Origin of the sequence: Pedobacter mendelii, from assembly GCF_014635725.1 — a bacterium.
GTDB lineage: Bacteria > Bacteroidota > Bacteroidia > Sphingobacteriales > Sphingobacteriaceae > Pedobacter > Pedobacter mendelii.
In genome coordinates, this window is sequence record NZ_BMDJ01000001.1 from 40,976 (window position 1) to 57,495 (window position 16,520).

15 protein-coding genes are annotated in these 16,520 nt (G+C 34.9%); 8 read left to right on the top strand and 7 right to left on the bottom strand.

Translation table 11 applies throughout. From position 1 onward, the window contains the following. Positions 1-61 precede the first annotated feature (61 nt). A complete protein-coding gene (locus IEV50_RS00155) occupies positions 62-1,120 on the bottom strand; it encodes a glycoside hydrolase family 130 protein (RefSeq protein WP_188411191.1) in 1,059 nt (352 codons plus the stop codon). 71 nt (positions 1,121-1,191) lie between these two features. After that, positions 1,192-1,377, bottom strand: a complete 186-nt coding sequence (locus IEV50_RS00160) for a CsbD family protein (RefSeq protein ID WP_109926271.1) — start codon at positions 1,375-1,377, stop codon at positions 1,192-1,194. Between the two features lie 200 nt (positions 1,378-1,577). On the opposite strand from IEV50_RS00160, the gene IEV50_RS00165 reads away from it, so the two are divergent. Then, positions 1,578-4,673, top strand: a complete 3,096-nt coding sequence (locus tag IEV50_RS00165; RefSeq protein ID WP_188411193.1) for a SusC/RagA family TonB-linked outer membrane protein — start codon at positions 1,578-1,580, stop codon at positions 4,671-4,673. Positions 4,674-4,692: 19 nt separating this feature from the next. Beyond that, complete coding sequence (locus IEV50_RS00170; protein ID WP_229746562.1) at positions 4,693-6,057, top strand: RagB/SusD family nutrient uptake outer membrane protein; 1,365 nt, start codon at positions 4,693-4,695, stop codon at positions 6,055-6,057. A 70-nt stretch (positions 6,058-6,127) separates the two neighbouring features. On the opposite strand, the gene acs is transcribed toward IEV50_RS00170, so the two are convergent. Continuing rightward, positions 6,128-8,035, bottom strand: a complete 1,908-nt coding sequence (gene acs / locus IEV50_RS00175) for an acetate--CoA ligase (protein ID WP_371870261.1) — start codon at positions 8,033-8,035, stop codon at positions 6,128-6,130. Positions 8,036-8,235: 200 nt separating this feature from the next. Between acs and rpmB the strand changes: the two genes are divergently transcribed. The 6 genes from rpmB (at position 8,236) to rimO (ending at position 11,933) form a co-directional block, all read left to right on the top strand. Then, positions 8,236-8,469, top strand: a complete 234-nt coding sequence (rpmB, locus tag IEV50_RS00180; protein ID WP_025145121.1) for a 50S ribosomal protein L28 — start codon at positions 8,236-8,238, stop codon at positions 8,467-8,469. A 44-nt stretch (positions 8,470-8,513) separates the two neighbouring features. Continuing rightward, a complete protein-coding gene (gene rpmG, locus IEV50_RS00185; protein ID WP_010599807.1) occupies positions 8,514-8,696 on the top strand; it encodes a 50S ribosomal protein L33 in 183 nt (60 codons plus the stop codon). An 86-nt stretch (positions 8,697-8,782) separates the two neighbouring features. Continuing rightward, positions 8,783-8,938: a DUF4295 domain-containing protein gene (locus tag IEV50_RS00190; protein ID WP_010599808.1), complete on the top strand. Its 156-nt coding sequence runs from the start codon at positions 8,783-8,785 to the stop codon at positions 8,936-8,938. 161 nt (positions 8,939-9,099) lie between these two features. Beyond that, positions 9,100-10,062 carry a signal recognition particle-docking protein FtsY gene (gene ftsY, locus IEV50_RS00195; RefSeq protein WP_188411195.1) on the top strand — a complete coding sequence of 321 codons (963 nt, stop codon included), beginning with the start codon at positions 9,100-9,102 and terminating at the stop codon, positions 10,060-10,062. 77 nt (positions 10,063-10,139) lie between these two features. Further along, positions 10,140-10,514 carry a GxxExxY protein gene (locus IEV50_RS00200; protein ID WP_188411197.1) on the top strand — a complete coding sequence of 125 codons (375 nt, stop codon included), beginning with the start codon at positions 10,140-10,142 and terminating at the stop codon, positions 10,512-10,514. Positions 10,515-10,601: 87 nt separating this feature from the next. After that, the gene (gene rimO, locus IEV50_RS00205; protein WP_188411199.1) at positions 10,602-11,933 is read left to right on the top strand and encodes a 30S ribosomal protein S12 methylthiotransferase RimO; all 1,332 of its coding nucleotides are present in this window, start codon (positions 10,602-10,604) and stop codon (positions 11,931-11,933) included. A gap of 59 nt (positions 11,934-11,992) precedes the next feature. Here the strand turns inward: rimO and IEV50_RS00210 are convergent, their stop codons facing one another. From IEV50_RS00210 to IEV50_RS00225, 4 genes are all read right to left on the bottom strand, one after another. Next, the gene (locus IEV50_RS00210; RefSeq protein ID WP_123204625.1) at positions 11,993-12,331 is read right to left on the bottom strand and encodes a hypothetical protein; all 339 of its coding nucleotides are present in this window, start codon (positions 12,329-12,331) and stop codon (positions 11,993-11,995) included. A gap of 178 nt (positions 12,332-12,509) precedes the next feature. Continuing rightward, complete coding sequence (locus IEV50_RS00215; protein ID WP_229746564.1) at positions 12,510-13,508, bottom strand: NAD(P)H-dependent glycerol-3-phosphate dehydrogenase; 999 nt, start codon at positions 13,506-13,508, stop codon at positions 12,510-12,512. Between the two features lie 156 nt (positions 13,509-13,664). After that, the gene (locus tag IEV50_RS00220; RefSeq protein ID WP_188411202.1) at positions 13,665-15,008 is read right to left on the bottom strand and encodes an efflux RND transporter periplasmic adaptor subunit; all 1,344 of its coding nucleotides are present in this window, start codon (positions 15,006-15,008) and stop codon (positions 13,665-13,667) included. 105 nt (positions 15,009-15,113) lie between these two features. Beyond that, positions 15,114-16,472 (bottom strand): TolC family protein, encoded by a 1,359-nt coding sequence (locus tag IEV50_RS00225; protein WP_188411204.1) that lies wholly within the window; start codon positions 16,470-16,472, stop codon positions 15,114-15,116. Positions 16,473-16,520: the final 48 nt, after the last annotated feature.

A 16,520-nucleotide genomic window follows, 5' to 3' on the forward strand; every position in this document is an offset into this window, starting at 1 on the left:
TTTATTTTGTTAGCAAAGCTTATTCTAACATTTGGTCTGGATAGTCTAAAATTTGAAATACTTATTCGGTAATGTTATAAATTAATTTGGATAATATTTCCTGAATAGAGAATTGAGCGCCACAAACAAATTCATCTGATGCACCGTAATAAATTGTTAGTTCATCCCCATTAATAATATGTCCGTTGGTAAAAACAACCTGACCAAAAAAACCATTTAATTCGTAATCTTCCGTTGGTTTCATAATAGGTTCATCTGTTTGGGCTAAAACTTTTGACGGGTTATATAAATCCATAAGAAAGGTGCCTAAACAATATTGGTTCTCGGCATTGGCACCATGGTAAATTTCAAGCCAGCCTTTATCGGTTTTAATTGGCGCTGCACCAGCACCAACACGTTCACTATCCCATTTATTTTTTCGTGTTTTAAGAATACATTTATGATTTCCCCAGTGAATACCATCGAGAGATTCGCCAAGCCAAATGTAGTTGCCGCCTAAACCGACGCTACTTGGTCGATGAAGCGCATAAAACTTTCCACTTATTTTTTCTTCAAAAATTGCACAATCTTTATTATGCGGCGGAATAATCATACCATGTTTTTCAAAAGATTTCCAATTTTTAGTTGTTCGCATGCCGACACCTACACCATGTTCTGAAACTGCCGTAAACGTTAGGTAATAAGTTTTTTCAATTAAAGCAACCCGGCAATCCTCAATGCCAAATGTTTCATCAGATCCTTCACCTTGTAACAAAGGATAATCTGAGGGTTCATAAAAATTTAGGCCATCTTCACTACAAAATAACCTTAAATGAGAAAGTGTTGTTAAATAATCTACACCTTTATAATTAATTACACGAGGATCGCTGGCTATCAGATTTGGATCACTTTCCTTTATTTCGATAATTTCAATTCCATTATCTTTCAAAATTGGAAAAGAAATTACGCCGTCTTTTTGCTGAGGTCTTTCTGCTACACGGATAAGCAACCAGATTTTATTCTCAAATCTAAACACTCCCGGATTCAAAAGACAGGCAATTTCTAAACCTTCATAACTAGGCACTAAATCTTTTGGCGATAGAATTGGGTTTTGTGTAAATCTTTGAGCGATATCTGCCATAATAAATTGTTATTAAACAAAACAGGCAACCGTAATTGATTGCCTGTTTTTATTACACTTTATAAATTTATTTATAATGAATTAATCCATTTCACTAATTCATCTCTTCCTTTGCCTGTTTTCTGCTGCAATTTTCCCAATAACTCATCATCCTGACCTTCTTCATGTTTTAAATCATCGTCAGTTAATTCAGCATAGGCTTGTTTTACCTTGCCTTTTATCTCATTCCATTTGCCTTTTAATTCTAACTTATCCATGTTGCTATCGTTTTATATGTTTTACTATTTGTTTTTGTTATTAATCAACAAATAATAATTACACATTGTTTCAAATACAATAAAATTCTTTCGATCATCAAAAAATAATATCCATCATTATTTTTTAGCTATTATTTGTGTTACATTTAAATATCATTCCTATTTAAAGTAAAACATTATTAACTAAAACCTAAAATTTGATGAAAAAACTACTATTAAGTTTCTTTTTATCTTTTTGTGTAATTTCTTTTGTCTTTGCTCAAGACAAAGTGATTAGCGGAAAGATAACCACACCAATTGCTGAACCAATTCCCGGTGCCAGTATCTCAGTAAAAGGGTCGCCAGCAATTGGCACACAAACAGACGCATCAGGAGTTTACAAACTATCTGTTCCTGCTAACACAAAAATACTCGTTATTAGTTTTATTGGCTATAAAAGTAAAGAAGTTGCAGTAAGTGGCTCAACGATTAATGCAAGCCTAGAAGAAGAAAATACAACCTTAACTGATGTTGTTGTGGTTGGTTATGGTACGCAATCGAAGCGTGATTTAAAAGGATCTCAGTCTTCAGTAAGTGCAAAAGATTTAGAAAATCTTCCTGTAACTTCATTTGAGCAAGCTTTGCAAGGTAAGGCAGCAGGTGTTTTAATATCTGCTCAAAATGGTAAACTTGGTCAAGGTATTACAGTAAGAGTTAGGGGTGCTGCATCCGTAACTGCGGGTAGCGAACCACTTTATATTGTTGACGGCATTCCTATAACTTCAGGAGATTTGTCAAGCACATCTGCACCAACGAGCGCATTAGCAGACATCAACACAAACGATATTGAATCTATCGAGGTATTAAAAGATGCTTCTGCATCAGCTATTTACGGGGCAAGGGCATCAAATGGTGTGGTTTTAATAACCACAAAGCAAGGTAAAGTTGGTAAAACAACCATTAATTTTAGTGCTTTAGGTGGTATTAGTACTCCATCAAACCATAGAGAATTTTTAGATGCACAGCAGTATGTTCAAATTCTACGTAGAGCTGGTGATGGTGCTGCAAATCAAGATTTTTTAAACGGCGATTACGCAACTTTAGCAGCAGCTAAAGCAGCATATTCGGCTAGCGTAGAAAGCAGATTGACTCGCTATTCGGCGGGTAATACCGATTATCAAACTTATAAAATAAACTCAAACTGGGAAGCTGCATCTTTTCAAAATAATCCAGTTACACAGCAATACGATTTAAATTTAACCGGCGGTAACGAAAAAACAAAATTCTATATTGGTGGTCAAGCTTTAGATCAACAAGGTATTATTGTTGGAAACAGTTACAAACGTTATAGCGGTAGATTAAATTTAACCAATAAGGTTACAGACTTTATTGAGGTCGGTGTAAACTTAAATTTCTCGAATAGCATAAACAATAGATTATCGAATGATAACGCTTTTTCTAGTCCGTTACAATCAGTTGCTTTATCTCCAATTACACCATTCATCGATCCTCGTTCTGGCTTAATTAGTGGAACTTTACCAGGAGCTGCATCTAACTACCCTGTTTACTACAATCCCTTTATTGGCATTGATAATTCATCTTACAAAGCAACTGTTTACCGTACAATTGGTAAAGCCTTTGCAAATGTTAATTTAGCTAAAGGATTAAAATTCAGCACCGAATTTTCTATTGATAACTTAAATCAAAATGAAGAGGCCTATTATGGTGCTTTAACGTTTAGAAATACAGGAACATCAAATGGCGATGGTTTAAATATTTCGACTTTTGTTATTAATACCAACACCAATAACTTCTTTAGTTATAACACAAATATTGGCGATAAAGGTAAATTTGATGCCATTTTAGGAACAAGTTATCAGAAATCGACAACAAAATATAGTACTATAGAGGGCCAGGATTTCCCAAGTGATTCTTACATTAAATTAGGAAGTGCGGCTACTAAAGTTACTGCAACGAGTAATGAAAGTGCATTTAGCTTCTTATCTTATTTCTTTAGAGCGAATTATAAATATAACGATCGGTATTTAGTTGGTTTTAGTGTTAGAGCAGATGGTTCATCACGTTTCGGTGCAAACAATAAATATGGTTACTTTCCTGCAGGTTCATTAGCTTGGATTGCATCAGAAGAAGATTTCTTAAAAACGAGCGAAACCATCAGCTTATTAAAAGTGAGAGCAAGTTATGGTTTAACTGGTAATGCACAAATTGGTAATTATTCTGCTCGCGGTTTATTTAGTGGAACAGGTGCTTATGGAGGTTCTGCAGGACAAATCCCCTCTCAAATTGCTAATCCTGACTTAACCTGGGAAAAAACAACTCAACTAGATCTTGGTTTAGACTTCGGTATTCTTAAAAACAGAATTACGGGCACGTTTGATTACTATCAGAAAAAAACTACTGAATTATTATTAAATGTTCCAATTCCTCAAACAACTGGTTTCTCTATTAAAACCCAAAACTTAGGTAAACTAACAAATACAGGTTATGAATTAGGCATAAATACGGAGAATTTTGTTGGCGCATTTAAGTGGTCAACCGCTTTAACTGCATCGATAAATAATAATAAAATAACCGATTTAGGTGGACAGGTTTTAAATACAAACGAGATCAATGCCGCAATAGCTGGTCAACCAATTGGTGTGTTTTATTTACCAGAATATGCGGGCGTAAATCCTGCGAATGGTGATGCAATATATTACTTAAACACGGTTGACGCTAATGGTAATGTAAATCGGACTACAACAAACGACATTAACCAAGCACAAAGAATTTTTGCAGGCAATCCAAATCCTAAATATATCTTCGGTATAAACAACTCTTTCACTTACAAAAACTTTGATTTGAGTGTGTTTTTGCAAGGTGTAAGTGGAAACAAAATTTTTAATGCTGGCGGGCAATATATGAGCGCAAGTGCATCAAATGGTTATGATAACCAAACTGCCGACCAAATGGCTTATTGGGATAAACCAGGCGATATCACTTTGGTTCCAGAACCACGTTTGTTTTATGCTAACGGAGTTGGAAACTCTACAAGATATTTGTCTGACGGTAAATACATTCGCTTAAAAACTTTAACATTAGGTTATACATTCACTCCTGAGGTTTTAAGCAAAATTAAATTAAGCAAACTGAGGATCTTTGCTACAGCGCAAAACTTAGCAACAATTACAGGTTACAAAGGCTGGGATCCAGAAGTAAACGCCGATTATCAATCTACAAATATTAATCAAGGTGTAGATTTCTATTCAGCTCCACAACCAAGAGTAATATCATTCGGTATAAACATTGGCCTATAATTTCAAAAAGAGAATCATTATGAAAAAGACATATATATATAAATTAATATTTGCATCAATGCTTTTATCTGCAGCATCTTCTTGCAAAAAGGCCTTAGAAATTAACCCTGTAGATACTATCGAACAAAGCCAGGCTTTACTTACCTCTAAAGATGTTGAAGTTGCTTTGGTGGGAAGTTACTCTGCTTTTGGAAGTAGAAACTTTTACGGAGGTCGACCGTTTTTAATGGCCGATTTTTTAGCCAATACTAACGCAATTGAATGGTATGGTACTTATGAAGAGCTTACTCAAACCATCAATAAATCACTTTTAAAAACAAACACATTTGTTGATAATGTTTGGGCCGATGGTTATACAGCTATTAACGATGCTAATAATGTAATTGCAGCTATTGCTAAAGTTGATGCGGCTAAAAAGAACAAAGTAGAAGGTGAAGCCAAATTTATAAGAGGCGCTTCTTACTTTGAATTGGTTAGGCTATTTAGTAAGGCTTATAATGATGGGAGCCCAGCAACAAACTTAGGTGTGCCTATTGTTTTAACACCAACAACTGCTATAACTGATGCAAGCTATGTTAGCAGAGCAACTGTAGCAGCAGTTTATACGCAAGCAATTACTGATTTAACTGATGCAGAAGCTAAATTACCTGCAACAAATGGGTTTTTCGCAACAAAATCATCGGCAGCAGGTATGCTTGCAAGATTATATTTACAAATGGGAAATTATGCGGCAGCAGCAGCAGCAGCAAATAGAGTAATTACCTCGAATAATTATTCTTTAAATGCTGCCTTTATTGATGCCTTTCCGGCAATGGGTTCAACGCCCGGTGTCAATTCATCTGAAGATATTTTCGCTATGCAGGTTACAACTTTAACAGGTTTTAATGGCTTTAATGAATTTTATGGTTCATCAACCTATGGAGGTAGAGGCGATGCGGTAATTTCTCAAGCTTGGATTACCAGCACTTATGCAGCTAACGATGATAGAATAAATGCTTTTTATGATGATGGCGATATGTTCACATCAAAGTATGCAAATGTATATGGAAATGTTCCTGTAATGAGGTTATCAGAAATGTATTTGATTAGAGCTGAGGCTAATGTTCGTTTAGCACCCGCTGCTCCGGTTGGAGGCAGAACGCCTTTACAGGATTTAGCTGTTGTAAGAAGCAGAGCTGGTTTAACAACAACAACTGCAACCTTAGCAGATATTTTAAACGAGAGAAAACTAGAACTTGCTTTCGAAGGTTTTGCTTTACACGATGCAAAAAGAACGCAAACTAATATTGGTTCTATCGCATGGAATGCAAACAACTTAGTATTTCCAATTCCTCAAAGAGAGATGGATGCAAACAAAAACTTAGTACAAAACGCAGGTTATTAAAAAACCAATTAAATCAAAAAAAATGCCTCCCAAAATCTGGGAAGCATTTTTTGTTTAACCTAATTAAAAATTATTGCTTTTTCGCCGCCTCAATAATTTCATCAACTACCGCCGGATCAAGCAAGGTTGATGTATCGCCTAAATTCCCTGTATCACCTTCGGCAATTTTCCTCAAAATCCGCCGCATAATTTTCCCTGAACGTGTTTTTGGTAAACCTGAAACAAATAATATTTTATCAGGCTTAGCAATTGCGCCAATAACGCGAGTTACAGTTTGTAAAATATCTTTTTTAGTTAATTCGGCTTCACCATGCATTTCCGGATTGATAACAAAAGCGTAAATTCCTTGACCTTTAACATCATGCGGGTAACCCACAACTGCACTTTCAACTACTCCGGCATGCATGTTTATTGCATTTTCAACTTCAGCTGTACCAATTCTATGGCCCGAAACGTTAAGAACGTCATCCACGCGGCCTGTAATTCTATAATAGCCATCTTCATCACGCAGGCAACCATCACCCGTAAAATATAAGTTTTCGTAAGTAGAAAAATAAGTTTGCTTACATCGTTCATGGTCGCCGTAGGTTGTACGTAACATACCAGGCCAGGGGAATTTTATACAAAGATTTCCGCTTATGCCGTTGCCTTCGATTTCTTTGCCATGTTCATCAACCAGAATTGGTTGAATACCAGGTAATGGTAAAGTGGCAAAACCCGGTTTTGTTGGCGTTACCGTTGCAATTGGAGAAATCATGATGCCGCCAGTTTCCGTTTGCCACCAGGTATCAACGAGAGGTGCCTTACCATGTCCAATTTTTTCATCAAACCAATGCCATGCCTCTTCATTAATTGGCTCTCCTACCGAGCCTAATACACGAATAGAGCTTAAATCTTTTCCGATTAGCGGTTCTTCTCCAAAACTCATCAGCGACCGAATGGCCGTTGGAGCAGTATACAACGTATTTACCTTGTGTTTTTCTATAATATCCCAGAAACGCGATGGATTTGGATAAGTTGGAATTCCTTCGAACAAAACTGAAGTTGCTCCCTGCGAAAGTGGCCCGTAAACGATGTATGAATGTCCTGTAATCCAGCCAATATCAGCTGTACAAAAATAAACTTCACCAGGTTTGTAATTAAAAACATTGGTAAAAGTATAACCTGCATAAACCATATAACCGCCACAAGTATGCACAACGCCTTTTGGTTTTCCAGTTGAGCCTGATGTGTAAAGAATAAATAACATATCTTCCGCATCCATTTCTTCCGCTTCGCAGATATCGTTAACATGTTTCACTTCATCTTCCCACCAAACATCTCTGCCTTTTAACATCGAAACCGGTGTACGAACATGTGTTAAAACAATACATTTTTCTACAGTTGGGCAACCAATTAATGCATCATCAATTACCTCTTTTAAAGGAATTTGTTTATTTCCACGATAAGCGCCATCAGCGGTAATTACTAATTTACATTGTGAATCATTAATTCTATCGGCGATTGATTTTGCAGAAAAACCACCAAAAATAACCGAGTGTACCGCACCAATTCTTGCGCAAGCTAAAACCGCAATTGCCAATTCAGGCACCATTGGCATATAAATGCAAATGCGGTCGCCCTTCTTAGCTCCGTTTCTTTTTAAAACATTTGCAAAACGACAAACACGTTCATGAAGCATTTTATAAGTATAAGTAACAGACTCTTCTTCAGTATTATTTGGCTCCCAAATAATAGAGGGCTTATCTCCATTAGCCGCCAAATGTCTATCCAGGCAATTTTCTGTTATATTCAATTTTGCGCCTTCAAACCATTTAATTTCTGGGTCTTTGAAATTCCATGATAATACTTTATACCAAGGTTTACGCCATTGGAAATTTTGTGCAACCTCTCCCCAAAACTGTTCAGGATTTTCTACACTTTTTTTATAATCTTCTTCGTACTGCTTAAAAGATGTGATTTGCATTTGCTCGATGATTTTTTTATTTAGTACCGGCTAATTTAAATAAATATTAATACTTGAAATGATGAAATCGTATCAAAATATATACTTAATAACCATTTTAAAAATATATTAAAATATTTGGCTACACTATTGCCGTTTACAATTATTATTCAGATATTTGCACACTCTTAAAAAAATTAAGCGGACGATATTAACAACTATATTTACAAGTCATGTCAAGAGTTTGTGATTTAACAGGAAAAAAAGCAATGGTAGGTAACAACGTTTCTCACTCAAACGTTAAAACCAAACGCAAATTTTACCCAAACCTACAACTTCAGAAATTTTATATTCCTGAAGAAAACCGTTGGATTACGTTGAAAGTTTCTACTTCAGCGATAAAAACCATCAATAAAGTAGGCATTAGCGAAGCGATTAACCGTTTCGTAAAAAAAGGATTTTTGTAAAAAACATTAACTGTTGAGATTAACAGTTTTCAATTTATATTAAAATGGCAAAAAAAGGTAACAGAGTTCAGGTTATTTTAGAATGTACTGAACATAAAGAAAGTGGCATGCCCGGTATGTCTAGATATATTTCTACCAAAAACCGTAAAAACACTACAGAAAGATTAGAATTGAAAAAATTCAATCCGGTATTGAGAAAAGTAACCGTACACAAAGAGATAAAATAATTGAATGATAGATTGATTGAATGATTGAATTTCATACTCACTCATTCTAACATCCACTAATTCAATCATAAAAATTTTTAGAAAACATGGCAAAGAAAGTAGTTGCAACCCTTAAAACAGGTACAGGTAAAGAATATTCGAAAGTAATTACAATGGTTAAGTCACCAAAAACTGGTGCTTATTCATTCAAAGAACTTATCGTACATAACGACCACGTAAAAGATGCTATCGCATCTAAATAAGGTTAATATTTTTAATTAAAATATTAAAGGCCGTTCCGTATTTATCGGGAGGGCTTTTTTTGTTATATAAAATTATGCCTTAGAAATATTTGGTTACCTTTATGTCAATAGCACAAAACCTGCACTCTACCTACCCAATTCTTAGAAAAATATAAACACTAATGGGCTTATTCGATTTTTTCAAAAAAAAAGAAAATGCACCTGAAGCTCTGGAAGCTTTGGATAAAGGTTTGGAAAAAACCAAAGATGGTTTCTTTAATAAAATAACAAAAGCAGTTGCAGGAAAATCTTCTGTTGATGATGAAGTGTTAGATAATTTAGAGGAAGTACTCGTAACATCCGATGTTGGCGTAAGTACTACATTAAAAATTATCAAACGTATTGAAGAAAGGGTATCAAAAGATAAATACTTAAATACATCCGAACTAAATTTTCTTCTTCGTGATGAAATTCAACTCCTTTTATCAGAAAACAACAGCAACGATTTTCGCCAGTTTGAATATGGCGACCACAAGCCTTATGTGATAATGGTTGTTGGCGTAAATGGCGTAGGTAAAACTACAACAATTGGTAAACTTGCCCACAAACTAAAAGAAGCAAACCTTAAAGTTGTTTTAGGTGCTGCTGATACATTTCGTGCCGCTGCTGTTGACCAACTAAAACTATGGGGCGAGCGTGTTGGCGTTCGTGTTGTGGCTCAACCGATGGGTTCCGACCCTGCCTCAGTTGCTTTTGATACCTTACAATCTGCAGTGGCCAGCGGCGAGGATGTGGCAATTATTGATACGGCGGGTCGTTTACACAACAAAGTTGGCTTAATGAACGAACTTGGTAAAATCAAACAAGTTATGCAAAAGGTTGTTCCGAATGCACCTCATGAAATTTTATTGGTACTCGATGCATCTACCGGGCAAAACGCATTTGAGCAGTGTAAACAATTTACAGAGGCAACTGATGTAAATGCCCTAGCCATTACAAAATTAGATGGCACAGCTAAAGGTGGCGTGGTTATAGGTATTTCAGATCAATTTAAAATTCCTGTAAAGTATATTGGCGTTGGCGAGAAAATAGGTGATTTACAGCTTTTTGATAAGAAAGAGTTTGTGAATAGTTTGTTTAAGTAGAGATTTTTATAATTTTTAGCACTTCGTGTGTGATTTCAATGATTGGAAGATTTCACTGATTTTTAGTAATTTCAGGAATGGAAGTTTACGAAAATCGTGAGTTAACGCAAATTATTATAGGTTTCTGCTATAAAATTCACACCCAAATCGGACCAGGTTTTCCTGAGAAGATATATGCTAATGCTTTAAAAATCAAACTCCATAAAGCCAATTTAGAATTTTGTATTGAAAAAGAATTTGCAGTTGAATTCGAAAATCAAATAATTGGAAAATTTCGCTGTGATTTAGTTGTAGAAAATAAAGTAATAGTTGAATTAAAAGCAGTAGCAGGTTTCCAACCTAAGTTATTCAAAAGTCAAGTTATTTCTTATTTAAAAGCAAGCAATATTAAAACAGGATTATTAATTAACTTTGGAAACTCAAGCTGTGAAATAAACAGATTTGTAGTATAGGACCGAATTCTGTCTTATCCTAAATCTGTGCAATCCTACATCAGTGTAATCAAACCGAAGGAAAATTGACCCTGTGCTATCAACGATATGAATACCAAAATAATAAAAAGTAAGCCATTAATTAAGCAACCTAAAATCAATGTGATTACGTTAGGTTGTTCAAAAAATATATATGATTCGGAAGTTTTAATGGGACAGCTTCGTGGTAATAACTTAAATGTTGTACACGAATCTGATAAAATGGGTAAAGATGATATCGTTGTAATTAACACCTGCGGCTTCATCGATAATGCTAAACAAGAATCTATCGATACTATCCTGCAATTCAGCGACTTAAAAGCAGCTGGAAAAATTGGAAAGGTTGTGGTTACAGGTTGTTTATCCGAACGGTACAAACCAGAGTTAGAATCAGAAATTACAAACGTTGATGCATTTTTTGGCACAAATGATTTACAAAATATTTTACATGAATTAGGTGCGAATTACAAACACGAGCTTATTGGCGAGCGTTTACTAACAACACCATCTCATTTTGCTTATTTCAAAATTGCAGAAGGCTGTAATCGTCCTTGTTCTTTTTGTGCTATACCACTTATGCGTGGTAAACACTTAAGCAAGCCAATGGAAGAATTGATTAACGAAGCTAAAATTCTCGCTAAAAACGGCACTAAAGAACTCATTCTTATTGCGCAAGATTTAACTTATTATGGCTTAGATTTATACGGTGTTCGTAAATTAGATGAGTTGATGCGCCGTTTATCTGATGTTCCTGGAATTGAATGGATTCGTTTACAATATGCTTACCCTTCGGGTTTCCCAATGGAAATTTTGGATGCCATGAACGAGAGAGATAATATTTGCAAGTATTTGGATATGCCACTGCAGCACATTACCGACAACATGTTGAAGTCAATGCGTAGAGGTACAACCAAACAAAAAACGATCGATTTAGTGAATCAAATTAGAGATAAGGTTCCAAATATTGCTATGCGTACTACGTTGATATGTGGCTATCCTGGTGAAACTGAATATGATTTTCAGGAGATGAAAGATTGGGTTGCTGAAACAAAATTTGATAGATTAGGGTGTTTCACTTATTCTCATGAAGAAAAAACGCATGCACACACCTTAATTGATGATATTCCGGATGAAGTAAAACAACAACGCGTTGATGATATTATGGAAATTCAACAGGGTATATCTTTCGATATTAATCAGGAAAAAGTTGGTAAAACCTTTAAAGTTTTGGTCGATAAAAAAGAAGGAGAATTTTTCATCGGCCGAACAGAATTTGATTCACCTGAAGTTGATAATGAGGTGCTTATCAACGCCTATACCGGCTACGCTGCTAACGGAAGTTTCGTTAATGTTAAAATAGATAGAGCTGAAGATTTCGATTTATACGGTCAAATTGTATAAATACAAAAAAAGCATGATTGAATATTCAATCATGCTTTTCTATTAAATTTAACTTTTAATTACTTCTTTTCAACTCTGGTTTTAATTTGACTTGGTTTTAACCAAATTTTTGCTCCTTTAGAGTTTACGTAATATTTTTCGTTTTTTGAGTTGATGTACACATCAGAGCCATCTGGTGCCATTTTACCTTTCCAGGTTTTATCAGCTACTTTCGAACCACCTTTAACGGCAACTTCAGCAGTTTTATTACCAACAGATTTAGCACCTTTACCAATTGCTTTACCAGTTTTATCTAAAGTTTTACCAACCTCAGTTTTCTTTTCTTGTGCGTTTACATTAAGGGTTAAACCACCAATTAATGCGATTGATAACAATCCTATTGCAAATTTCTTTTTCATGACAGTTATATTTTATTTGAATGAATAACGTTTAGGATTAGATTTTGTTTCAGCATGAAACAGTTTTAAAGTTTACTAAAATTAAAAATTCAATAGCTTCTAATTTTAAATAAATCTACTGGTTTTTTAGGTATTAATTTATTAACGCTGTAAGAAATATACGACTGGGGATTCAAAATTAATTTAGCTTCTCTGCAAGTAATTTCATCTCAATATGAGGCGACCTACCTTCATATAAAATGTTATGAACCGCTTTACAAATAGGCATTTCCACATTGTGCTCGTTATTTTTAATATGCATGCATTTTGCGGCGTAATATCCTTCAGCTACCATATTCATTTCCAACTGAGCGGATTTTACGGTATAGCCCTTCCCTACCATATTGCCAAAAGTTCGGTTTCTACTAAATTGCGAATAAGCTGTTACCAACAAATCGCCTAAATAAGCAGACTCCATAATATCACGGTTTATTGGATGAACAGCATCTACAAACCGCTTAATTTCTCGGATAGCATTACTAATTAAAACGGCCTGAAAATTATCGCCATAACCAATTCCATGACAAATTCCACTGGCTACTGCATAAATATTTTTCAGTACCGCTGCATATTCTGTTCCAAAAATATCATCAGAAACATTAGTTTTAATATACCTGGTATTTAAAAAAGAGGCGAAGTTTGATGCCTTTTTTAAATCTGTACAAGCGATGGTTAAGTATGAAAGTTTTTCGAATGCAACTTCTTCTGCGTGACAAGGACCGCTTACCACAAGAATATCGTGATAAGGGATACCATATATTTCATGCAGAAATTCGCCGATTATTAAATTATCTTCAGGAACAATTCCTTTAATTGCAGAGACTATTTTTTTACCCTTTAAATCTTCGGCAGTGATACTTGAAAGCGTATCTTTTATAAATGCAGCAGGCACATTCAAAATAACATAATCTGCTTCTTCTATAATGCTATGTATGTTTGATGAGATATTATCTGGTAATAATTTAATCTCAACAGAACTTATATAATGTGGATTATGTTTAAACTTTTTGATGTGGTCGATTGCTTCGGTATTGCGCATCCACCAATAAATTTCTTTTTCCGTTAAATTATCGGATAGCATTTTTACAATGGCAGTTGCCCAGCTTCCGCCACCAATCATTGCTATTTTAGGTATCATGATTAAAAAGGTTTTAAGGTAAAACTGTAAGCTAAATGGTAAAAGGTGTAAGGCTTATGGCTTAGACTATTTGCCTCAAACCTTAAATCTTACACCCCAAACCTTATATTATACCTTACACATTGCAAGATAGTATTTCTTGCGATTAATTATACCTTACTTTTTGGCGTCTTTGCTAAACAATTGGTCTTTAGTGGTTTTCTCTACCACCATTCCATCTTTTAACTTGTTTTGAATAGCAGAATATGGTCCTGTAACGATCTCCTGACCAGCCTTGATGCCTGATTTTACGATTATAAATTGATCATTTTGAATTCCTGTACTTACTTCACTTTGCTTAACTTTTTTGGTTGCAGCATCGTAAACATAAACAAACTGCTTAACAGTTTTATCTGCCAGTTTTGATTTTTGCTTGTCGCCATTTTCCTGATTATTTGCAGTTGCAGAAGCATCGACAGATTTATTTTTACTATCGGTAAAAACGGCCTGAATTGGAACGGATAATCCTTTTAAAGACTCACTTTCAATATCAACTGTTGCAGACATGCCCGGACGGAAAATTGATTGTTGTTTACCAGATAACTCTTCAGTAATTCTGATTTTTACCGAGAAGTTTGTTACCTGATCTACAGAAGTAGAAGTTGTGGTTCCTACGGCTGTTGATGAACTTGCAATTTCAGTAACTGAACCTCTAAATTTTTTATCAGAAAATGCATCAACTTCAATTGAAGCTTTATCGCCAACTTTAACTCGTGTAATATCGTTTTCATTAACATCTACATTCACTTCCATTGATGATAAATTCGAAATACGCATAATCTCAGTTCCGGCCATTTGTGAAGTACCTAAAATACGATCGCCAAGTTCTATTGATAATTTTGAAACCACACCATCTACAGGAGCGTAAATTGTAGTTTTAGCTAAGTTTGCACCCGCTTCTTTTACATTTGCACCTGTTTGCTGCAGTGTAAATTTAGCTCCGGTAACATTTTCTTTAGCACTTGCTAAATTTGCTTTTGCTGTTAAATAAGCAGCTTTGGCAGCATCGAATTCGGATGCTGAAATTACCTTTTTGTTGAATAATTCAACATTACGTTTGTAAGTAGCTTCTGAATTGACAAAATTTGCCTGGTTTTGAATTAATTGTTGTTGAGCTGCAGCAACACTTGCTTTTTGAGCATTGAATGAAGCAACTGTTCTTTCATAACCCGATTGCAATACATCTGGTCTAACTTTACAAAGTAATTGTCCGGCTTTAACAATATCTCCTTCTTTAACTTTAAGTTCAACCACTTCGCCCGATACTTCAGAACTTAATTTTACTTCTGTTTCAGGTTGTATTTTACCACTAGCCGTTACGGTTTCAACAACGGTTCTATCAGATGCTTTTTCTGTAGTTACTTTTTCGGTTTTATCGCCGCCAATAACACCGGCAAGTCTTAATCCGATTAGAACAACCAGGATAACACCAATGGTAATTAAAATGTGCTTTAGTTTCATAATTGTTTAATGTATTGTACGATTGGTTAATTGTTAAATTGTTTTTCTTCGGGATGATTACACTGGTAAAATGATTTTACAGATGTTATTCCTTGGTCTTTTGGCTTAAAAAGTAATCTGTTTACCTAAATAATAGTCAATAACTTTGGCCCTGAATAATAAGTCGTATTTAGCTTGTATAAAATCAATTTCAGCTTTGTTTCTATTGGTTTGTGCTGTACTAAAATCCAATGAGTTAACTAAACCAACATTATAACGTTGTTCAACAACGTAAAATGCATCTTTTTGAGCATTAAAAGCATTTTGTGTTGAGCCGTAACGACTTTGAGCTGCTTTTAAATCTGTTGCTGCCTGAAAAATAACTTTATTTAAATTATTTTTGGCAAGCTGCTCGCTAGTTAATGTATTGTTATATGTAATTTTCGCTCTACGAACGTTCGAACGTGCAGTAAATCCGTTGAAAATTGGAATTTGCAAACTCATTCCAATGCTTTGACCTAAACGCTGATTAATCTGATCTGCAAATGATGATTGAGGAAATGCGCCAGCATAGTTAAACTGATAAGAATAAGAGGTATTAATTCCGGCACCTAAACTTAACGATGGAGCATAAGCACCTTTTGCAACAGCTATAGCTTGTTTAGCAGCAAGCGATCTTAGGTTCGCCAGTTTTATATCAGGAAATATATTTAATGCATTATTATAAATTTCTTCAGTACCTGCTGTTGTAGTTACAGCCTTTAAATTATCAATTAAAGGTGCCTGAACAACAAATTTTTGACTTGGCTGCATTTCCATAAGCTGACCCAAAGTTAGGTAAGAAATTGAAAGTGCATTTTGGGCATTTGTTAAGTTAAGTTCAGCGGTTGCAACCTGCGATTTTGCCTGAGAAACATCGGCTAAGGTTTTATTACCTGCATCAAGTAAAGCATTTTCTCTAACTAAAGTTTTATTCGCAATATCCAATTGTTCTTTGGATGCCCGTTCTAAATCAGTGTTATACAAAACCTGAAGATAAGCTGTAACAACATTCAAGATTAAATCGTTTTTAACTTTCTCTACATTCGTTTGATCTGCCTGTAGCAGTAGTTTGTTCTGTTTTATCTGATTAATTTTAGAGAAACCCTGAAACAAATCAACATTGGTACTTAAATTACCACTTGTAAATAAAGATGTTTGATTGGTAACTTGGAAAGTGGTTTGATCCAAACCACGACCGAAAGTTAAATTTGGATTTACACTGGCATTTAAGTTTGGATACAAAGCATATTTAGATTGCGTTAAATTCTCATCAGTTATAGCAGCACTAAACTGAGCCTGTTTAATGGTAAGGTTATTTTTCAAGGTATTATCAACCGCTTGTTGGATAGTAATTACTTCTTGCGCCTTAACAGCTTGACTAAAGCTTAGAGCAACCAATAACGTAGCGCCTGTAAAAAACTTTGTTTGGGTAAACATTTTCATAATTTGTTTCAAATCTATATAAACAACTTTAATAATTTCAATCTATCC